This is a genomic window from Tsuneonella sp. HG222 (genome assembly GCF_053819185.1).
The window spans coordinates 829,840-848,283 of sequence record NZ_JBSOQZ010000002.1; the positions used below are offsets into that span (position 1 = coordinate 829,840).

An 18,444-nucleotide genomic window follows, 5' to 3' on the forward strand; every position below is an offset into this window, starting at 1 on the left:
CAGGCGAATACCGTCTCCCCGAAAAAATGCGCGAGATGGCGGGCAGTTCCGCCGCGCCCCCTTTCACCGCGCGGAGGAAGGACCTAAGTTCGCCGGATGCTGGACCTACGCCTCGCCGCAGCCATCGTTTTCGCCCTCGCGGGTTGTACCCGGCAGACGGATACCGGTGGATCGCCCCTGCCAGGCGACAGCGAGGATCACACCGCCTGGTCCGGCATAGGGCCACAAGAGACCATCCGCTTCACCGGCACCGAGCCGTTCTGGGGCGGCGAGTCCAGTGGCGACACCCTGACCTATTCGACACCCGAGGACATCGACGGGACCGCAATCGCCGTCCAGCGCTTCGCCGGGCGCAACGGCCTGTCGCTGTCCGGCGAACTGGCCGGGCAACCGTTCACGATGGCGATCACGCCGGGCGAGTGCTCGGACGGCATGAGCGACCGGACCTATCCCTTCACGGTTACGCTGCAGGTCGAAGGGCAACAACGCCAGGGCTGCGCCTGGACCGACAAGACCGCCTTCACCGGGCTGGAGAACCCATGAGCCTGCGCCAGCCTGCCCTGTTCATCCCGCACGGCGGCGGCCCCTGGCCGTGGGTGCCGAACATGCGGCAGAATTTCCTCGGCCTGGAAGCCTATCTCAAGGCGCTGCCCGCGACCCTTCCCGAGCCGCCCAAGGCGATCCTTATCGTGTCCGGGCATTGGGAGGAGGCCGCGTTCACCTTCACCGGCACCGCGCCGGCGCAGGATCTGGAATTCGACTATTACGGTTTCCCGCCCGAGACCTATCGGCTGCGCTGGCCGGCGCCCGGCGCTCCCGGCCTGGTCCAGCGTGCCGAGGAGTTGATCGCCGGGGCGGGTCTGCCCAGCGCCATCGATCCTGCCCGCAAGCTCGACCACGGGGTGTTCGTGCCGCTCGCGGTCGCGTGGCCCGACGCCGATGTGCCGCTGGCCCAGATGAGCCTGCACGCCTCGTTCGATCCGGAACTGCATATCGCCGCGGGCAAGGCGCTTGCCCCGCTGCGCGACGAAGGTGTCCTGATCCTGGGATCGGGCATGAGCTTTCACAACCTGCGCGCCTACGGCCATCCCGGCGCGCGCCAGCCCGCCGCCGAGTTTGATCGCTGGCTCACCGCCGCCGCAACCGCGCGGGCAGGCGAGCGGGCGCAACTGCTTTCGCGGTGGCTCGATGCTCCGCACGCCCGGGTCAGCCATCCCAGGCCGGAGCACTTGCTCCCCCTGATGGTCGTGGCCGGGGCGTCGGACGAGCCGGGCACCCACGACTTCGGCGAGGAGATGATGGGCACGGCGATCTCGGGCTATCGCTTCGCGTGAGGACGATGGGGCGGGAACTGGCACTGGCGTGAGGCGTCGATCGGGCATGATCCCCAGGATGCTCGGCCTGCTCGCCGCTACCACGTTCCTCGCGGCATGCGACCAGCCGGGACCGCCCGATCCCCCGCCGGTAACCCCTCAAACCAAGGCGGCCGTCGGCGGGCTGGCCGAGCCGACCGAATCCGCGGTGGTCGTCGATGCAAGGGTTCGGCCCAGCGCCGTCGATCGACAAACGCCATTGGTGGCCGAGGCGGTCATTCTGGCAGAATGGGCCAAGGCGGCCAACCGCGAGAGCTGCGCCCCGCTGGCCTTCGAAGGCACCGGCAGTGCGCGCGGCGCTCCCCGCTCGGCCGAATTCTCCGGCGGCTGGGCAGTCGCCTTCGACCTGCCCAACCTGCGAAGCGCCTTCGGGGTCGCAGGAACCGGTGTCCGCGGAACGGACGCGGGGCCGACGGAAGCCGAAAGGGCCGCACTCACCGAGCAGTGGCCGTACTTCCGCGAACTGGAAAACGTCCCCAAGCCGGCGTTTGCCGCATACGGCGTGGAAGGGGCCGAGCCCTATCCGGCGACGAACGCAACCGGCCGGGGCCTCAATTCGCTCGCCTACGTCAGGATCGGTGGGCAGAATTGCCTGTACAACGTCTGGAGCCGGCTGGGCCGCGCACATCTCGAGACGCTGCTGGGCGAACTGCGCGTCGTGACGGCCGAAGGAACGGCACCCTGATCGGCGTCTGCCTGGCCTCGGCGCGGCATCGGGCGAGCGCCTGCGTGCCCGGCGCGGCGGAGCGCCGCTTACCGCCGACAACTCGCAGGGGCGGGTGTTGCGCCAATCGCCCGTTACGCCTAGGCCCATCCGTAAATCCGGAGAAATCATGCTAGAACACGTACCCGCCTGGTTGGGCAAGGCTCTCAAGAACGTGCGTGCCGGGCACGGCAAGCTGGCGATCGCGAAGCTGGGGGGCGAGGGCCTGCTCGGCCGCGGCGGCTTCACGCTCGGTTCGCCCGCTTTCGAAGACGGCGAGGCGCTGGATCCCAGCTTTACCGCCGACGAGGAGGATGCGGTCGCGCCGCCGCTGGAATGGACCGCGCCTCCGCCCGAGGCGATGGAGCTGGTGCTGATCGTCGAGGATCCCGACGCGCCGACGCCCGAGCCGTTCTGCCACTGGCTGGTCTGGGGCCTGCGCGCGCAGCAGGGCAAGCTGCTCGAAGGCGAAGCCCCGCCCCGGGTGGGCAAGAACAGCTTCCAGAACTCCGAATGGCTGCTCCCCGATCCCCCCACCGGACACGGTCCGCACGACTATGTCTTCCAGCTTTTCGCGCTCGATGACGGCATCGCCTTGATGCCCGGCGCGGGGCGCGGCGAGCTGCTCGCAGCGATGGAAGGCCACGTCGTGGCGGCCGCCGTTCTGACCGGAACTTACGAACGAAACGAAAATGGGGAAGAATCGGACGAGGAGTGGGACGATACGGATGAAATCGATTAGGACACTGCCACCGAATCTCTAACTGAAAGGACAGGCCCATGGCCAAGAACAATGCTCTGCAGAAGCCGGTGAACCTGACGCCGGAACTCGAAGCCGTCGTCGGCAAGGGTCCGATGACCCGCGCCCAGGTCACCAGCAAGGTGTGGGACCACATCAAGAAGAACGACCTGCAGGACAGCAAGGACAAGCGGATGATCAATCCCGACGCCACGCTCAGCGCGGTGATCGGCAAGGACCAGATCTCCATGTTCAAGATGACCGGCGCCGTCTCCAAGCACATGAGCTGAGACGCGCATTCGCGGGGCGCACGCCCTGCGAGGTCGCAATGTGTTACGGACGGGCGGGGCGGCGGAGAGGCCGGCCCGCCCGTTTTGCGTTTTGCTCAATGAATTCGGATATGCGAAGATTTCGCCCTTGCGGAGGTTTTTGACTTGTCGCCCGGCGCGGCGGCATGGCAAGGACGGTGACAGGCCGAACCCCGCTGGCGGGGTGGCGGCCGCTGCGGAGAGATTTCATCATGGCCCAGATCGTCGGCGGCGTCGCCACGTCGCATACCCCCACCATCGCCTTCGCCAAGGATGGCGGGAAGCAGAACGATCCGGTCTGGCAGCCGATCTTCGAAGGCTACGAGCCGGTCCAGGAGTGGTTTCGCGAGAAGGCGCCCGACGTGCTGGTCTACATCTACAACGACCACATGACCGCCTTCTTCGATCATTACAGTCACTTCGCGCTGGGCGTGGGCGAAAGCTTCGGCCCGGCCGACGAAGGTGGTGGTCCGCGCGACATTCCGGCGATCAAGGGTGATCCCGAATTCGCCGCCCACGTCGCCCGGGTCATGGTCGCCAACGAATTCGACCTGAGCTATTTCCAGGGCAAGAACCTAGACCACGGTGCCTTCAGCCCGCTGTCGGTCATGGTCGACCATGACGACGAGCACGGTTGGGCCTGCAAGCTGCTGCCGGTCGTCTGCGGCGTGTTGACCGTGCCGCTGCCCAGTGCGCGGCGGTTCTGGAAGTTCGGCAAGAGCCTGCGCCAGGCGATCCTGAGCTATCCCAAGGACATCAAGGTCGCGATCGCCGGGACCGGCGGCCTCAGCCACCAGGTCCACGGCGAAGGCTGCGGGTTCAACAACCCGGAATGGGACCACGAGTTCATGGAACGGCTGGAGAAGGATCCCGAAAGCCTGCTCGACATGACCGTGGCGGAACTGGCCGAGAAGGGCGGCTGGGAAGGCGCCGAAGTGGTCATGTGGCTGATGATGCGCGGCGCGCTGTCGGAAAAGGTCGAAGTGACCCACAAGACCTATTTCCTGCCCTCGATGACCCCGATCGCAACGATGATCTTCGAGGAAGTGAGCCAGGACGCGCCGGTCGAGGATCCGGCCCAGACCCGCGCCCGCGCCACGCACCAGTACGACGGGGCCGAGAAGCTCAAGGGCACTTATCCGTTCACGATCGAGCGCAGCGTCAAGGGCTTCCGCCTCAACCACTTCCTGCATTCATTGACCGATCCGGCCGTGCGCAAGCGCTTCAAGGCCGACGAGGAAGCGACGATGGTCGAGGCGGGGCTGACCGACGAGGAGCGCAGGCTGGTCCGCGAGCGCGACTGGATCGGCATGATCCACTACGGCGTCATCTTCTTCATGCTCGAAAAGCTGGGTGCCGTGGTCGGCGTGGGCAATATCGACATCTATGCGGCTTTTCGCGGCATGACGGTCCCCGAGTTCCAGAAGACCCGGAATGCGGCCATCAACTACGGCGTGGCGGGCAAGGAAGACTGATCGCGGCGGCGCAGCGGCCAGTCGGTCGCTCCGCCGGTCCACAGCGCAAGCCAGATAATGAGCGGCTGCGCCAGCATCCGGGGGATGTGATAGGCCATGCCCCAGCCGCCGTCGGTCTGGGCCATGTCCATCAGCATGTGGTTCATGTTGGCGGGCCAGACGCACAGCGCGTAGAGCGCCAGGCCGATACCGCCTGCACGGCGCAGGCTGGCCGACCACGGCTGGGCGAGCGCGAGCGCACCCAGCAGTTCGGCGACGCCGGTCAGCGCGATCACCGCATCGGGTTCAGGGACCCAGCCGGGGGTGATGCGCAGGAATGGGGCCGGGTCGGTGAGGTGAAAATAGCCGGCTACGCCGTAGAACAGCGCCAGCACCCAGCGCAGCGCCGTCCGAGGGCGGCTTTGCGTCAAGGCAGTTTGACTTCGCCCTCGTCCTCGCCGTCCCAGTAGTGGACGCGCTTGGCGACGACTTCCAGCAGGACGAGGCCGGGGGTATCGACGCCCTGCTTGAACCAGCGGTCGAGGCTCTTGTCCCAGTGCTCGGCGAACTTCGCCTTGTCTCGCACCAGCTTGGCCTCGCCTTCCACGTGGATGAACATGCCCGGCGCGCCGACAATGCCTTTCAGGCCAGCCTTGCCCGCATAGCTGAGGCCGACGGAGGGATCGCGGGCGATGTCGTCCACCATGCGCGTCTCGTCTTCGGTGAAGAACCAGCTCGTCCCTTCGTAGGCGACTTCGCTGTTGTTGCTCATCGGCCGGCCGGCGATCGAGCCGTCCTGCGCCCGGCTGACGAGCATGCAGAAGTCGATGTCCTTCATGTCTTCGGAAATGTCGGCGAGGGTCTTGGTCATCGGTGTCGATCCTTGAATGTATGGAGTCAGAGCGGGATCGAGGGACAATCGTTCCGGGTTACCCGGGCGCGTCACTCCTCGACGATCTCCACCCCGTTCCAGAAGGCGATGCGGCCGCGCACCTGCTCGGCTTCGGGCTTGGGATCGGCATAGTACCACGCGGCATCGACATTGCGCTCGCCGTCGATGTCGATCGTGTAGTAGTTTGCCGTGCCTTTCCAGGGGCATACGCTGGTCGTGTTGCTCTTGACGAGGACCGAGGGGTCGACGTCGTCCTTGGGGAAATAATGATTGCCTTCGACGACGACGGTGTCGTCGCTATGGGCAATTACCTGGTCGTTCCAAACCGCTTCGATCGCCATCAACGAGGCTCCTTCAAGCGCCTCCCACGCCGGCAAATATCGCGCGAAAACGTCTTCGGTTCCGGCTATCGCGGTGCAAATGCGTTGAAAGAAGTGCGAATGAAGCGCCTGATCCTTGCCGTCCTGCTCTCGGGCATCGCCGTTCCGGCCTGCGCGCAGAGCGCCGAACAGGTCGCCGAGGCCGCCCTGAAAGCGGCGCCGGTGTGGGACGGGCACAACGACGTGCCGGGCCAGCTTCGCAGCCGGCGCGGCAACGTGCTCGACGGGTTCGATTTCGAGGACACGAGCCACGAGCCCGATCCGCGCGGCGCGAGCACCAGCGCGATGCAAACCGATTTCGCGCGCATGGCCAAGGGCGGGCTGGGGGCGCAGTTCTGGTCGATCTATGTCAGCGCCGACCTGCCCGAGCCCGAAGCGGTGCGCCAGACGCTCGAGCAGGTGGACGTCGCCCGCCGGCTGTTCGCGCGCTATCCGCAGCGCCTGGCCTTCGCCCGGACCTCGGGCGAGGTCGAGCAGGCGATGAAGGCGGGCAAGGTCGCATCGCTGATGGGGCTCGAGGGCGGGCACTCGATCGGCTCGAGTCTGGGAATCCTGCGCCAGATGCACGCGCTGGGCGTGCGTTACATGACGCTGACGCATTACAAGAACACCCCCTGGGCCGACAGCGCGGACGATGTGCCGCGGCACGGGGGCCTGACCGACCTGGGCCGCGACGTGGTGCGCGAGATGAACCGGCTGGGCATGGTGGTCGACCTGGCGCACGTCAGCCACGACACCATGCGCGATGCCATCGAGGTCGGCCGGGCGCCGGTCATCTTCAGCCATTCGAACGCCTGGGCGGTGGTCAACGAAAGCCGCAACGTGCCCGACGACGTGCTCGCCTCGCTCAAGGCCAACGGCGGCATCGTGATGGTCACGGGCGTGGCCGACTTCGTCAGCGAGCCGTACCGCCAGTGGATCGCGAACCGCGATGCCGAAACGGCGCGCCTCAAGTGGCTATGGCAGGGCGACCCCGACAAGGTCGCGGCCGAGCAGAAGGCCTGGGCCGCAGCCAACCCGATGCCGAAGGTCACGGTTGCGGAACTGGCCGACCACGTCGATCACATCCGCAAGGTCGCCGGGATCGAGCACATCGGCATCGGCGGCGACTACGACGGCTGGATGGCCTTCCCCGTGGGGATGGAGGACGTATCGGGCTATCCGCTGCTGTTCGCCGAGCTGGCGCGGCGGGGCTACACCCGGGCCGACCTGGCCCGCATTTCGAACGGCAACATGATGCGGGTGATGAAGGCGGTCGAAGCCTACGCCGCGGCCCATGCCAACGATCCGCCGACCGAGCGCGACGTCCGCTAGAGCAGGTCGAGCGTTCGCTGGTCGCGCTCGCCGCGGTAAAACGCGTCGATGACCTGCGCGAATACCGGATCGCCACCGGCGGCCTCGAACAGAGTCATCGAACTGCGCAGCTTCAGGGCATCGACAGGCCCCAGGATCGCCTCGGCGCTCTTGCGCCCGGCCCAGGGAAGGAGGGCGGCAGCACATTCCATCAGTCGCGGTGCAAGGAGGGGGTGGCGCAGATAGGCCTCGGCTTCGGCCATGTCCGCGATGGCATACAATTGCGCGGTCGAGGTGCGGCCGAGCCCGGCGATCTGGGGAAAGACGAACCATATCCAGTGGCCGCGCTTCGACCCGGCCCGCAGTTCGGCCAGCGCGTTGTCGTAGACGGCCTGCTGGGCTTCGACGAACCGGCCGAGGCCCGGCACGTCAGTCGCCCTTCTTGTCGGGCAACCCCTTGCGCTTGGTCTCGGCAAATTCCTCGAGCTGCTTCGCGCTCATCGAATCGTACATGTCCTTCGAGGCGCCCTGCAGGTCCTTGACCTTGGTGTCGCCTCGTTTGGCCGACAACGCGGCCCCTGCGGCCTTCTGCTGCGCTTTCGACGTGGCGGGCATGATCAGTCTCCTTTCAGCTCCGATCCAAGTTTCAGAACCCTGTCGCCGTCGTCCTGCTCGATCAGGTAGGCAGGATCGTCCTTGCTGCCGTTGCGCACGATCTTGCTGCCCTTGATCGTGCGCTGCACCTTGCGTTCGAACCGTTCGGAGACCTTGCCTTTCGCCGTGCCGGACCCCCACGACCATGTGACGGTCTGGCCCTTGCGAAAAGCGTTGCTCATTCCGGCGTCTCGGCAGGCATGGGCGCGGTCGGCTCGGCGGCATCGGCAGGTGCCGCGGGATCGTTGGGCGCGTCCGGTCCGGCCACCAGGCCAGGTTCGTCGCTGACGATGCTGTCGGTAGAATCGCCGCCATCGGTGGCGTTCATCACGCGGTCGGTCTGGTTGGCGACGCGATCCTCCTCGTCGGTCGAAGCCGCGCCGGTCATCCAGATCGCCGAGAGCAGGACGATCGCCGCGAGCAGGCTGATCGCCAGCACCCAGCGCACAACGCCGCTGGTCGACCCGGCGCGCGCCTCGTCGGTCGTTTCGTGAATTTCTTGGCCTTCGGTATGCATAACGGCTCCCGTCAAATCCGGTGCGACCCGTTTTGGGTTCGGCGGATTCTACGGTTGCCGGGGGATTGTGTTCCTTTGGCCGCCCTAGTCGCGCAGCAGTTCGTTGATCGCCGTCTTGGCGCGGGTGCGTTCATCGACGCGCTTGACGATCACCGCGCACGACAGGCTCGGGCCGGGCGACCCGTCGGGCAGCGGCTTGCCGGGCAGGGCGCCGGGCACCACGACCGAGTACGGAGGAACCTCGCCGGTGAAGGTCTCGCCCGTCGCGCGGTCGACGATCTTGCTGGTGGAAGAGATGAACACGCCCATCGAGAGGACCGAACCCTTGCCGATGCGCACGCCTTCGACCACTTCGGAGCGGGCGCCGATGAAGCAGTCGTCCTCGATCACAACGGGCCCGGCCTGCAACGGTTCGAGCACCCCGCCGATGCCGACACCGCCCGACAGGTGGACGTTGCGGCCGATCTGCGCGCAGGAGCCGACCGTGGCCCAGGTGTCGACCATCGAGTTCTCGCCCACGTAGGCGCCGATGTTGACGAAGCTGGGCATCAGCACCACGCCCTTGGCGATGAAGCTGCCGCGGCGGGCGATGGCGCCGGGGACGACGCGGAAACCACCTTCGCGGAAACGGTCCGCATCCCACCCGGCGAACTTGCTCGGCACCTTGTCGAACGCCGGGGCGCCGGCGCTGCCGCCTTCGACCAGTTCGTTGTCGTTCAGCCGGAAGCTGAGCAGCACGGCCTTCTTGAGCCACTGGTTGACCTGCCAGCCGCCATTGCCGTCCGGCTCGGCGACGCGGGCCTTGCCGCTGTCGAGCAGGCCCAGCGCGGCTTCGACCACCGTGCGCACGTCGCTGCTGGCCGGAGTCACGCCGTCGCGGGCTTCCCAGGCGGCTTCGATGGCGCTTTCGAGTTCGGTGCTCATGACAGGGTCCCCATGGTCGTTTCGGGCGCGGTAGCGGCCGCCGCCATGGGGAGCAAGGCGAGCTAGGCCATCAGGTCGCGAACGAAGTCTATCAGTCCGGTCTGGCGCGTCCGCTCACGCCGTTCGGCATGAAGGATCTCGCGCACTTCGGCGAAGCACTTGTCGACATCGTCGTTGACCACGACGTACTCGTACTCGGCCCAGTGGCTGATTTCGGCCCGCGCGCGCGCCATCCGGCTCTCGATCACCTCGGCGCTGTCGGTCGCGCGGGTGGACAGGCGGCGGTGCAGTTCCTCGATGGTCGGCGGCAGGATGAACACGCTGACCACGTCCTGGCGGTCCTTCTGGTAGAGCTGCTGCGTACCCTGCCAGTCGATGTCGAACAGGAAGTCCTGCCCGTCCTTCAGGCCCTGGCGGATGCGCCCCTTGGGGGTGCCGTAGCGGTATCCGAAGACATGCGCCCACTCGTAGAAATCGTCTTCCTCGACCATCCGGTCGAAGTCCGCATCGGATACGAAGTGATAGTGCACGCCGTCCGTTTCGCCCGGACGCATCGGGCGCGTCGTCGCCGAAACGGACAGGCAGATTTCGGGATCGTCCGCCAGCAGCATGCGCGAGATCGTGGTCTTGCCCGCCCCGCTGGGCGACGAGAGTACGAACATCAGCCCGCGGCGTTTGAGCGAGGGTGTGGGATCGGCCATGCGCGCTCCTGCCGCAGAACCGGGCGGGGGCGCAAGACGCGATGCGCGCTTTTTCAGTCGGAGTTCTTGGCCTGCTCGTGGAGCGTCCGCGTGCCGCGCCGGCTGGATTCACGCCGGCCGATGCTTCGGTCGAAGATCGCCTTGGCAACGAGCCCGCCCGTCACCAGCAGGGCGCCGGGGACCGACTTGGTCGCAACCCGGGCGATGGCCGAGGTGACGAGCGTCTGGCCGAACGAGCGGCCCTCGACGATCTCATGCGCCTTCTCTGCAGGAAATTTGAGCTGAAGCAGGCCCTTTTCCATCGACCGGCGGAACAGGCGGCTGGCGGCGCGAATGCCGATGTCGGCGATGAGCAGGTTGGTGGCCGGGTTGGTGCTGGGGCCGGGCACCTTGTGGATGCGAGCCTTGGTGCCGCCGATCGCCTTGCGGACGAGGTTGCCGCCGGCCTTGGTGGCCTTGGCGCCGCCCTTTTCCTTGTCTCTCTTCGGCATGTATCGCCCCCTGCGTCGCCGCGCCGGGGCGCTGGCTATTTCTTGCGGCCGAAATCGACCGTGACGACGTTCGATCCGTCTTCTGCCGGGATAACGTCGGGCCGAGCACCGCGTTCCTCGCCGCTGGCCGTGCTGTCGTTCTCGGCATCCTCGTGCGCGGGCGGCGCCGTGTCGGACGAGACCGCCTGGAACTGCAGCCCGAAATCGACCGCCGGGTCGACGAAGGCGGTGATAGCGGCGAAGGGAATGACCAGCTTGGCCGGCACCTGGTTGAACGAGAGGCCCACGGTGAAGCCCTCGTCGGTGACGTTGAGGTCCCAGAACTTGTTCTGCAGGACGATCGTCATCTCGTCGGGGAAGCGATCCTTCAGGCTCTTGGGGATCGAAACCCCGGCCGCGCCGGTCTTGAAGGTGATGTAGAAATGGTGGTTGCCCGGCAGTTCGCTGCCGTTAGCCTGCACCTCGCCCAGCACGCGGCCGACCACGGCGCGCAGCGCCTCCTGCACGATCTCGTCGTAGGGTATCAGGCTGTCGGGCGTGTCGTCTGCCATATCGCCGCCTAGGTGGCGGGGAGGTTCGCGCCGGTCAAGCGAAAGCGTTGCCTCGGCGGCGTTTGCGCTTATAGCGCGGCACATGCGCACCGGACGGATAAGCAGGGACACGACGGAGACGAAAATCCTCGTCGAGGTGAACCTCGACGGGACCGGATCTTACGACGTTTCGACCGGAATCGGCTTCCTCGACCACATGGTCGAACAGTTCAGCCGCCACTCCCTAATCGACGTGACGATGAAGGTCGACGGCGACCTCCATGTCGACCAGCACCATACGACCGAAGACAGCGCCATCGCGCTGGGTCAGGCGCTGGGCCAGGCGCTGGGCGACAAGGGCGGCATCGGCCGCTACGGCAGCGCCTATTCGCCGATGGACGAAACGCTGGCGCGGGTGTCGCTCGACATCTCGGGGCGGCCGTTCCTCGTCTGGAAAGTGCGCTTCACCCAGGAGAAGCTGGGCGAATGGGATACCGAGCTGATCGAGCACTGGTTCCATTCGGTGGCGCAGGCGGCCGGCATCACCCTGCATGTCCAGCTGCTCTACGGGCAGAACAACCACCACGTCTGCGAAGCCGTCTACAAGGGGTTTGCCCGGGCCATGCGCCAGGCGGTGGAGCTCGACCCGCGCAAGGGCGGGGCGGTGCCCTCCACGAAAGGCCAGCTCGGTGGCTGAAGCCCTGGCGCTGATCGACTACGGCGCCGGAAACCTCCACTCGGTCCACAACGCCCTCCGGGCCGCGGGGGCCGAGCGGGTGAGCGTGACGGCCGATCCCGACATAGTGCGCGGCGCGCGCCGCATCGTCTTGCCGGGCGTCGGCAGCTTCAAGGCCTGCGCGCAGGGGCTGACCGCGATCCCCGGCCTGGTCGAGGCGCTGGAAGAGCGGGTGCTCGGCGGCGGCGTGCCGTTTCTCGGCATCTGCGTGGGCATGCAGTTGATGGCCGAGCGTGGGCTGGAGCACGGAGTGACCGAAGGGCTCGGCTGGATCGAGGGCGAGGTTTCGCCAATCGAGCGGACCGACCCGGCGATCAAGGTTCCGCACATGGGCTGGAACGACGTATCGCACATGCCGCATCGCGACGGCGCGGGCCTTATCGAGGAGGGGGAGGCCTATTTCCTCCATTCGTACCATTTCTCTGTGCGCAACGGCCGCGACATCGCGGCGATGACCGACCACGGCGGCGGCCTCGTCGCGGCGGTGGCGCGCGACACGATGCTGGGCGTGCAGTTCCATCCGGAAAAGAGCCAGGCCTACGGCTTGGCGCTGCTGGCGCGTTTCCTGGACTGGCGCCCCTGAGCCGAGCCCTGGCAGCGGCAGGCTGCCGGAACATCACCGCCCGCCCGCGCGTCTCCCTCACAACAGGAGACCACGCATGGCAGCAGATTCCCGCAACTTGTCCGACGCCCATACCGAGCAACCGTCCCTGAAAGGGCGCAAGGCGGTGATCACCGGCGGCACGACCGGCATCGGCCGCGCGATCGGCACCCTGCTGGCGAGCGAGGGCGTCGAGGTGTTCACCTGCGGGCGCAACGAGCAGCACCTGGCCGACGCGCTCGAGCGGTTCAACGAAGTCGGCAAGGGCGGCGGCATCGCGCTGGACCTGGCCGAAAAAGGCGGGGTCGATCGCTTCTTCAGCGCCGCCGAGGAATACCTGGGCGATTACGATATCGTCGTCATCAACGCCGCTGTGCCGGCCGACGGACTTGCCGAAATGGACGAGGACGAGGTCCGCTATGCCATCGCCACCGATTTCACCGCCTACGTCATGAGCGCGCACAAGGCCGTCGCCCACCTGAAGGATCGCGGCGATATCGTGATGACCGGCTCCTATTCGGTGCACAAGCTGGGGCCGGGCAGCACCGTCTATGCCGGGATGAAGGCCGGTATTCACGGGTTTGCCGAAGCTCTGCGGCGCGAGGTGGCGAAGCAGGGCATCAAGGTCGGCCTCGTGGTCCCCGCCATGACCGGGGCGGACTTCCAGTATCCCGACATCCCGGCCGACAAGCAGCGCGAGAAGATCAACAAGGACGAGATGCTGCGCGCCGAGGACATCGCCGTCGCGGTCCATTTCATGCTCACCCAGCCGCGCCGCGCGGTGGTGCAGGAAATGGTCGTCGTCCAGCGCAGCACTGACGAATGACCTTTCCCGTCGACCGCCTGATCTTCGGGCCCGACGACGTCGACCTCGCCCGGTCGCCGCTCGCCGCCGCGCTGGGCGGGCAGACCTATGTGTTGGGGGCGTTCAATCCGGGCATGACCCGGCTGCCCAGCGGCAACCTGCTGCTCATGGTCCGCGTGGCCGAGGCGCTGAAGGAGCCGATCCGCGACGGCAAGGTCCATGCGATCCGCTGGGACGATGGCGAGGGCTATGTGCTCGATGCCTGGCCGCTCGAGCTGGCCGACACTGCCGACCCGCGCAAGTTCCTGCTCCACGGCCACGGCTGGAAGGTGATGGCGCTTACCTCGCTGTCCTGGCTCCTGCCCGTGGAGCTGTCGCCCGACGGGCTGGAGGTGCGCGCCGTCCACTACGACCGCGTCGTCGCACCCACCGGCTCGTGGCAATGCTACGGCGTGGAGGACGCGCGCATCAGCAAGGTCGGCGATCGCTGGCTGATGACGACCTGTTCGGTCAGCCCGGAGCGGCACTCGACCACGCTGTACAGTTCGCGCGACGCGCTCGACTGGACCTTCGAAGGCATCGTGCTGGACCATCAGAATAAGGACATGCTGATCTTCGAAGGGGTGATCGGCGGCAAGTTCTGGGCACAGACGCGCCCGCTCGGCGCCCTGTGGTTCGCCTATCCGCCGGGCAGCCCCTATCATGCCGGGCCGTCGATCAACCTCGCATCCAGCCCGGATGCCCTGCACTGGCAACCGAGCATCCACCCGGGCATCCGGCCGCACGCGGGCACCGCCTCCACCGCGCGGATCGGCGGGGGAACGCCCCCGGTCCTGACCGAAATTGCCGGGCGCAAGGGCTGGCTGTCGCTGTGGCACGGGGTAGAGCCGCACGAGATCGTCGGCATCTATCGCACCTACTGGTCGCTGCTAGACCCTGAGGAGCCATGGAAGGTGCTCGCCACCAGCCATCCGCCGCTGCTCGAGGCGGACGCGGGCCTGACCGCGCCGCTGGCCGACAAGATGTACGTCCACGATGTCGTCTTCACGACCGGGATAGCCGATGCGGGCGATCATTTCGTCGCCGCGAGCGGCGAGACGGACCTCGCCTGCCGCATCACCCACATTCCCAAGGATGCCTTCGTCGCTTCCTAGCAATTCGGCGGATGACGCATCGGATGCGTGGTGATAGCGGGCGGCCATGATCGTCTTTCCCGCCATCGATCTGAAGGCCGGCCAGGTCGTGCGCCTGGCCGAAGGCGATATGGCGCGCGCCACCGTCTACGGTGACGATCCCGCGGCACAGGCGCTGATCTTTGCCGAGGCCGGTGCCGAACACCTGCACGTGGTCGATCTGGACGGCAGCTTCGCCGGCCGGGCAGAGAACCGCGCGGCGGTCGAAGCGATCGTCGCGGCGTTTCCCGGCTACGTCCAACTGGGCGGCGGTATCCGCGACCGCGCTACGGTAGAAGGCTGGTTCGACGTCGGAGTGGCGCGGATTGTGATGGGTTCAGCCGCTCTCAAGTCGCCGAATTTCGTCAAGGACATGGCGCGCGAGTTTCCCGGCGGCATCGTCGTGGCGGTCGACGCGAAGGACGGCATGGTCGCGACCGAGGGCTGGGCCGACGTGTCCGACGTGCCGGTGGTCGATCTCGCCCGCCGGTTCGAGGATGCCGGCGTCGCCAGCCTGCTGTTCACCGACATCGGCCGCGACGGCCTGCTCAAGGGCGTCAATATCGACGCGACGCTCGATCTCGCACGGCGGGTCGACATTCCCGTGATCGCCAGCGGCGGGGTCAAGGGCCTCGACGACATCCACGTCCTCGCGATCAACGCGCGCGATGGGATCGAGGGCGTGATAACCGGGCGCGCGCTCTATGAAGGGCGGCTTGACCTTGCGGCGGCAATCGCCGTGGCGAGCCGGGCATGACCGTCCGCGTCCGCGTCATCCCCTGTCTCGACGTGCGCGACGGGCGCGTGGTCAAGGGCGTCAACTTCGTGGACCTGCGCGACGCGGGCGATCCGGTCGAACAGGCGCAGGCTTATGACGCAGCCGGGGCCGACGAACTGTGCTTCCTCGACATCTCCGCCAGCCACGAAGGGCGCGGGACGCTGCTCGACGTGGTGCGGCGCACGGCCGAAGTTTGCTTCATGCCGCTGACCGTCGGGGGCGGGGTGCGCACGGTGGAGGATGCCCGCGCCTTGCTGCTGGCCGGGGCGGACAAGGTGGCGGTCAATTCGGCCGCCGTAACCCGGCCCGAGGTTGTGACGGACATCGCCGAGAAGATGGGCAGCCAGTGCATCGTCGCCAGCGTAGATGCCCGGCGGGTCGGCGACCACTGGGAGATCTTCACCCACGGCGGGCGGAGAGAGACTGGCATCGATGCCTTGCAACATGCTGTAAGACTGGCGGAACTCGGCGCCGGCGAATTGCTCGTCACCTCGATGGACGGCGACGGAACGCAGGCAGGCTACGACCTCGAGTTAACTAGAGCTATCGCGGATTCGGTCTCGATCCCCGTCATCGCCAGCGGCGGGGTGGGCAATCTGCAGCACCTGGTGGAAGGGGTCACGAAAGGCCATGCCAGCGCCGTCCTGGCCGCTTCGATCTTCCATTTCGGGACGCACACCATCGCCGAGGCGCACGAAGCGCTGCGCGCAGCGGGTTTACCCGCCCGGGGCTGAGCGTCCCTGTACGACACAGTGTGGATGAAGCGCTTGATCGGATTGCAGAAGAGCCGAGTGAACCGGCATGTATCTGCGTCTCTCCATAACCGTCGCGCTGGCGCTGATCCCCTCGGTTGCGATGGCCGGTGGGGGGGCGCAGGTACCCGAAGGCTCGCACGCCACATTGTTCGCGCTCGGCCTGGTGGGCGTGATCGTCGGCCGCCGGCTGTCGATGAAGTCTCCCGACCAGGATTGACGCCAGCATTGACGTTACCGGGCCGTTTGCCCATTCCGCGGGCATGGATACGCTTTCGCGCCTAGAACAAACCTTAAAGCAGCGCCTGACCGCGTCGCCCGATGACAGCTATGTCGCCAAGCTGGCGTCGCGCGGCATCCCGACGATAGCCCGCAAGCTGGGCGAGGAGGCGACCGAGGCGGTCGTCGCCGCGCTGGCGGGGGACGAGCAGGAACTGGTCGGCGAAAGCGCCGACGTGCTGTTCCACCTCATGGTCCTGCTGGCAGCCAAGGGCATCGCCTTCGACCGCGTGCTGGCCGAGCTCGGGCGCCGCGAGGGCACCTCCGGCATTGCCGAAAAGGCGGCGAGGAGCGCCTGATGCCGATCGACGCGACCCAGCCCTACGACAGCGGCAATATCTTCGCGAAGATCCTGCGCGGCGAAATCCCGTGCAACAAGGTCCACGAGGACGAGTGGAGCCTTGCCTTCCACGACATCGCCCCGCAGGCGCCGGTTCACATCCTCGTCATCCCCAAGGGCGAATGGGTGAGTTGGGACGACTTCGCCGCCCGGGCCCCGGCAGAGGAGATCGCCGGCTTCGTGCGCGCCGTGGGCAAGGTCGCGCGCGACAACGGGCTGGTCGAGCCGGGCTATCGCCTGCTTGCCAACGTCGGCGGCCACGGCGGACAGGAAGTGCCGCATCTGCACGTCCACCTGTTCGGCGGCGCGCCGCTCGGGAGGATGATTTCGCGCTGATCGTCGAGCGCGGGCAACAACTAACCATTGTCAGGTTGCCAGCCGAGTCGCCCGGAGTCTAAAGCCCCGGGTCAATGACCGAATGCCCCCCTCCAGCATCGGGCACGATCGACGGGAAACGTTTCCTGTTCCCGCTGCGCGTCTACTTCGAAGACACCGATGTGATGGGGATCGTCTACTATCCCAATTACCTCAAGTGGTTCGAACGCGCGCGCTGGGAAATGCTGCGCGCCGTCGGGGTCGACCTGAAGGGCTCGCAGGAGGCGGGACAGGGGGGATACGCCGTTGCCGCGCTCGACATCCGCTATCACCGCTCGGCCAAGCTCGACGATTCGATCGTAGTCGAAAGCCGCGTGTCCGAAATCCGCGCCGGCAGCGTGCTGGTGGCCCAGACCGCCCTGCGCGATGGGGAACCGATCGCGTCCGCCAACCTTCACGTAGTGTTTATCGGCCCCGACGGCCGCCCACGGCGCCAGCCGCGCGAGTGGATCGCCGCCTTCGAACCGTTCTTGTCCAAGGATCCTGCATGACCGCCCTCGACCTTCTCGCTGTCTCGACCGCGCCGACCCGGCTCGACCCGGGGCAGCTGTTTCTCGATGCCGACATCGTCGTGCAGGCGGTTATCCTCGGCCTGCTGCTCGCGAGCGTGTGGGTCTGGGCGATCATCGTCAGCTTTAGCGTGCGGATGGGCGGGGTGAACCGCAAGTCGGCCGCCTTCGAGCGCGAGTTCCTCAAGGCGCGCGAGCCGGAAGGCCTGATCGAGGAGCGCCGCCGCGATGAGCCGCCTTCTGTCCGCGTGGCCGCGGCTGGCCTCAAGGAACTGCAGCGCTCGACCGGATCGAGCGGCCGTGTGCTCGACCGCGAGGGCACGCGCGCCCGCGTCGCGCTGGCGATGGAAGGCCAAGTCGCGGCCGAGGCGGATTCGCTGGCCGAGCGGCTCAACTTCCTGGCGACGACCGGCTCGGTCGCGCCGTTCGTGGGCCTGTTCGGCACGGTGTGGGGCATCATGAACAGCTTCTTCCAGATCGGCCAGCAGGCCAATTCATCGCTCGCGGTGGTCGCGCCCGGCATCTCGGAAGCGCTGTTCGCCACCGCCATCGGGCTGTTCGCGGCGATCCCCGCGGTTATCGCCTACAACCGCTTCAGCCACCGCGTGAACGCCTACGAGGCGCGGCTGCAGCGCTTTGCCGACAAGGTGAATGCGCAGGTCAGCCGCGAGCTGGAAGGCATCTAGGCGATGGCGATGGGCATTGCTTCGGGTTCCAGCCGCCGCCGGGGCGGGCGCAGGCGGGCCGCCATTGCGGAGATCAACGTGACGCCGCTGGTCGACGTCATGCTCGTGCTGCTGATCATCTTCATGGTCACCGCCCCGCTGCTGACCAGCGGCGTGCCGATCGACCTGCCCGACAGCCGCGCCAACCCGCTCGACCAGGACCCCCGGCAGATCACCCTGTCGCTCGACGAGAACGGCTTCGTCTTCATCGACGATACGCTGGTCGAAGTCGGCCAGCTGCCGCAGGCGGTCGCGCAGCTCGATTGCGGCGCGGCCGAGGCGCCGCTGATCACGCTGCGGGCCGACCGGGGCCTCGACTATGGGCGGGTGATGGCGGTCATGGGCGAACTGAACCGTGCCGGGTGCAACAGCATTTCGCTGGTCACCAACGGTTCATCGCAGGCTCCATAGCC

At 67.0% G+C, this 18,444-nt stretch carries 30 protein-coding genes; 19 read left to right on the forward strand and 11 right to left on the reverse strand.

Annotated elements, in window-relative coordinates; all coding sequences use genetic code 11:
• Positions 1-96: 96 nt before the first annotated feature.
• The 6 genes from ACWPMZ_RS15765 to ACWPMZ_RS15790 all read left to right on the forward strand — a co-directional run bounded on the left by ACWPMZ_RS15765 (position 97) and on the right by ACWPMZ_RS15790 (position 4,598).
• Positions 97-543, forward strand: coding sequence for a COG3650 family protein (locus ACWPMZ_RS15765; RefSeq protein WP_455705010.1), 447 nt, complete (start codon positions 97-99; stop codon positions 541-543).
• Positions 540-1,334, forward strand: coding sequence for a DODA-type extradiol aromatic ring-opening family dioxygenase (locus ACWPMZ_RS15770; RefSeq protein WP_455705011.1), 795 nt, complete (start codon positions 540-542; stop codon positions 1,332-1,334). The genes ACWPMZ_RS15765 and ACWPMZ_RS15770 overlap by 4 nt, the downstream gene beginning before the upstream one ends.
• Positions 1,335-1,380: 46 nt before the next feature.
• Positions 1,381-2,058, forward strand: a complete 678-nt coding sequence (locus ACWPMZ_RS15775) for a hypothetical protein (RefSeq protein ID WP_455705012.1) — start codon at positions 1,381-1,383, stop codon at positions 2,056-2,058.
• A 148-nt stretch (positions 2,059-2,206) separates the two neighbouring features.
• Positions 2,207-2,818, forward strand: coding sequence for a YbhB/YbcL family Raf kinase inhibitor-like protein (locus ACWPMZ_RS15780; protein WP_455705013.1), 612 nt, complete (start codon positions 2,207-2,209; stop codon positions 2,816-2,818).
• Positions 2,819-2,856: 38 nt separating this feature from the next.
• Positions 2,857-3,105: an SWIB/MDM2 domain-containing protein gene (locus tag ACWPMZ_RS15785; RefSeq protein WP_455705014.1), complete on the forward strand. Its 249-nt coding sequence runs from the start codon at positions 2,857-2,859 to the stop codon at positions 3,103-3,105.
• A 230-nt stretch (positions 3,106-3,335) separates the two neighbouring features.
• Positions 3,336-4,598 carry a gallate dioxygenase gene (locus ACWPMZ_RS15790; RefSeq protein WP_455705015.1) on the forward strand — a complete coding sequence of 421 codons (1,263 nt, stop codon included), beginning with the start codon at positions 3,336-3,338 and terminating at the stop codon, positions 4,596-4,598.
• On the opposite strand, the gene ACWPMZ_RS15795 is transcribed toward ACWPMZ_RS15790, so the two are convergent.
• From ACWPMZ_RS15795 to ACWPMZ_RS15805, 3 genes are all read right to left on the reverse strand, one after another.
• Positions 4,571-5,008, reverse strand: coding sequence for a DoxX family protein (locus ACWPMZ_RS15795; RefSeq protein ID WP_455705016.1), 438 nt, complete (start codon positions 5,006-5,008; stop codon positions 4,571-4,573). The two genes, ACWPMZ_RS15790 and ACWPMZ_RS15795, sit on opposite strands and share 28 nt — an antisense overlap.
• Positions 5,005-5,448 carry a pyridoxamine 5'-phosphate oxidase family protein gene (locus ACWPMZ_RS15800; RefSeq protein ID WP_455705017.1) on the reverse strand — a complete coding sequence of 148 codons (444 nt, stop codon included), beginning with the start codon at positions 5,446-5,448 and terminating at the stop codon, positions 5,005-5,007. The genes ACWPMZ_RS15795 and ACWPMZ_RS15800 overlap by 4 nt, the downstream gene beginning before the upstream one ends.
• A 71-nt stretch (positions 5,449-5,519) precedes the next feature.
• A complete protein-coding gene (locus tag ACWPMZ_RS15805) occupies positions 5,520-5,810 on the reverse strand; it encodes a DUF427 domain-containing protein (protein WP_455705018.1) in 291 nt (96 codons plus the stop codon).
• Positions 5,811-5,909: 99 nt separating this feature from the next.
• Between ACWPMZ_RS15805 and ACWPMZ_RS15810 the strand changes: the two genes are divergently transcribed.
• On the forward strand, positions 5,910-7,163 hold the full coding sequence (locus ACWPMZ_RS15810; protein ID WP_455705019.1) for a dipeptidase: 1,254 nt from the start codon (positions 5,910-5,912) through the stop codon (positions 7,161-7,163).
• On the opposite strand, the gene ACWPMZ_RS15815 is transcribed toward ACWPMZ_RS15810, so the two are convergent.
• The 8 genes from ACWPMZ_RS15815 to ACWPMZ_RS15850 form a co-directional block, all read right to left on the reverse strand.
• Positions 7,160-7,570, reverse strand: a complete 411-nt coding sequence (locus ACWPMZ_RS15815) for a DUF1810 domain-containing protein (RefSeq protein WP_455705020.1) — start codon at positions 7,568-7,570, stop codon at positions 7,160-7,162. The two genes, ACWPMZ_RS15810 and ACWPMZ_RS15815, sit on opposite strands and share 4 nt — an antisense overlap.
• Before the next feature lies 1 nt (position 7,571).
• Entirely contained in the window at positions 7,572-7,757 is a 186-nt protein-coding gene (locus ACWPMZ_RS15820) for a DUF3008 family protein (RefSeq protein WP_455705021.1), read from the reverse strand.
• 2 nt (positions 7,758-7,759) lie between these two features.
• Entirely contained in the window at positions 7,760-7,978 is a 219-nt protein-coding gene (locus ACWPMZ_RS15825) for a DUF2945 domain-containing protein (RefSeq protein ID WP_455705022.1), read from the reverse strand.
• Positions 7,975-8,313 (reverse strand): hypothetical protein, encoded by a 339-nt coding sequence (locus ACWPMZ_RS15830; RefSeq protein ID WP_455705023.1) that lies wholly within the window; start codon positions 8,311-8,313, stop codon positions 7,975-7,977. Before ACWPMZ_RS15830 ends, ACWPMZ_RS15825 begins: the two co-directional genes overlap by 4 nt.
• An 84-nt stretch (positions 8,314-8,397) precedes the next feature.
• Positions 8,398-9,237: a 2,3,4,5-tetrahydropyridine-2,6-dicarboxylate N-succinyltransferase gene (gene dapD, locus ACWPMZ_RS15835; protein WP_455705024.1), complete on the reverse strand. Its 840-nt coding sequence runs from the start codon at positions 9,235-9,237 to the stop codon at positions 8,398-8,400.
• A 62-nt stretch (positions 9,238-9,299) separates the two neighbouring features.
• Positions 9,300-9,938, reverse strand: a complete 639-nt coding sequence (gene gmk, locus ACWPMZ_RS15840; RefSeq protein ID WP_455705025.1) for a guanylate kinase — start codon at positions 9,936-9,938, stop codon at positions 9,300-9,302.
• A 53-nt stretch (positions 9,939-9,991) separates the two neighbouring features.
• Positions 9,992-10,429 carry a hypothetical protein gene (locus ACWPMZ_RS15845; protein ID WP_455705026.1) on the reverse strand — a complete coding sequence of 146 codons (438 nt, stop codon included), beginning with the start codon at positions 10,427-10,429 and terminating at the stop codon, positions 9,992-9,994.
• 35 nt (positions 10,430-10,464) lie between these two features.
• Positions 10,465-10,980, reverse strand: coding sequence for an SspB family protein (locus tag ACWPMZ_RS15850; RefSeq protein ID WP_455705027.1), 516 nt, complete (start codon positions 10,978-10,980; stop codon positions 10,465-10,467).
• A gap of 82 nt (positions 10,981-11,062) precedes the next feature.
• On the opposite strand from ACWPMZ_RS15850, the gene hisB reads away from it, so the two are divergent.
• The 12 genes from hisB to ACWPMZ_RS15910 all read left to right on the forward strand — a co-directional run bounded on the left by hisB (position 11,063) and on the right by ACWPMZ_RS15910 (position 18,442).
• A complete protein-coding gene (gene hisB, locus ACWPMZ_RS15855; RefSeq protein WP_455705028.1) occupies positions 11,063-11,656 on the forward strand; it encodes an imidazoleglycerol-phosphate dehydratase HisB in 594 nt (197 codons plus the stop codon).
• Complete coding sequence (gene hisH / locus ACWPMZ_RS15860; protein ID WP_455705029.1) at positions 11,649-12,278, forward strand: imidazole glycerol phosphate synthase subunit HisH; 630 nt, start codon at positions 11,649-11,651, stop codon at positions 12,276-12,278. Before hisB ends, hisH begins: the two co-directional genes overlap by 8 nt.
• A gap of 76 nt (positions 12,279-12,354) precedes the next feature.
• A complete protein-coding gene (locus ACWPMZ_RS15865; RefSeq protein ID WP_455705030.1) occupies positions 12,355-13,122 on the forward strand; it encodes an SDR family oxidoreductase in 768 nt (255 codons plus the stop codon).
• The gene (locus ACWPMZ_RS15870; protein WP_455705031.1) at positions 13,119-14,255 is read left to right on the forward strand and encodes a glycoside hydrolase family 130 protein; all 1,137 of its coding nucleotides are present in this window, start codon (positions 13,119-13,121) and stop codon (positions 14,253-14,255) included. The genes ACWPMZ_RS15865 and ACWPMZ_RS15870 overlap by 4 nt, the downstream gene beginning before the upstream one ends.
• Before the next feature lie 46 nt (positions 14,256-14,301).
• The gene (hisA, locus tag ACWPMZ_RS15875; RefSeq protein WP_455705032.1) at positions 14,302-15,030 is read left to right on the forward strand and encodes a 1-(5-phosphoribosyl)-5-[(5-phosphoribosylamino)methylideneamino]imidazole-4-carboxamide isomerase; all 729 of its coding nucleotides are present in this window, start codon (positions 14,302-14,304) and stop codon (positions 15,028-15,030) included.
• Positions 15,027-15,785: an imidazole glycerol phosphate synthase subunit HisF gene (gene hisF / locus ACWPMZ_RS15880; protein ID WP_455705033.1), complete on the forward strand. Its 759-nt coding sequence runs from the start codon at positions 15,027-15,029 to the stop codon at positions 15,783-15,785. The genes hisA and hisF overlap by 4 nt, the downstream gene beginning before the upstream one ends.
• Before the next feature lie 67 nt (positions 15,786-15,852).
• Positions 15,853-16,023, forward strand: coding sequence for a hypothetical protein (locus tag ACWPMZ_RS15885; RefSeq protein WP_455705034.1), 171 nt, complete (start codon positions 15,853-15,855; stop codon positions 16,021-16,023).
• 43 nt (positions 16,024-16,066) lie between these two features.
• Complete coding sequence (locus ACWPMZ_RS15890) at positions 16,067-16,381, forward strand: phosphoribosyl-ATP diphosphatase (protein ID WP_455705035.1); 315 nt, start codon at positions 16,067-16,069, stop codon at positions 16,379-16,381.
• Positions 16,381-16,758 (forward strand): histidine triad nucleotide-binding protein, encoded by a 378-nt coding sequence (locus tag ACWPMZ_RS15895; protein ID WP_455705036.1) that lies wholly within the window; start codon positions 16,381-16,383, stop codon positions 16,756-16,758. Before ACWPMZ_RS15890 ends, ACWPMZ_RS15895 begins: the two co-directional genes overlap by 1 nt.
• 74 nt (positions 16,759-16,832) lie before the next feature.
• A complete protein-coding gene (locus ACWPMZ_RS15900) occupies positions 16,833-17,288 on the forward strand; it encodes a YbgC/FadM family acyl-CoA thioesterase (protein WP_455705037.1) in 456 nt (151 codons plus the stop codon).
• Positions 17,285-17,992: a protein TolQ gene (gene tolQ / locus ACWPMZ_RS15905; protein ID WP_455705038.1), complete on the forward strand. Its 708-nt coding sequence runs from the start codon at positions 17,285-17,287 to the stop codon at positions 17,990-17,992. Before ACWPMZ_RS15900 ends, tolQ begins: the two co-directional genes overlap by 4 nt.
• 3 nt (positions 17,993-17,995) lie before the next feature.
• On the forward strand, positions 17,996-18,442 hold the full coding sequence (locus ACWPMZ_RS15910) for an ExbD/TolR family protein (RefSeq protein ID WP_455705039.1): 447 nt from the start codon (positions 17,996-17,998) through the stop codon (positions 18,440-18,442).
• Positions 18,443-18,444 lie beyond the last annotated feature (2 nt).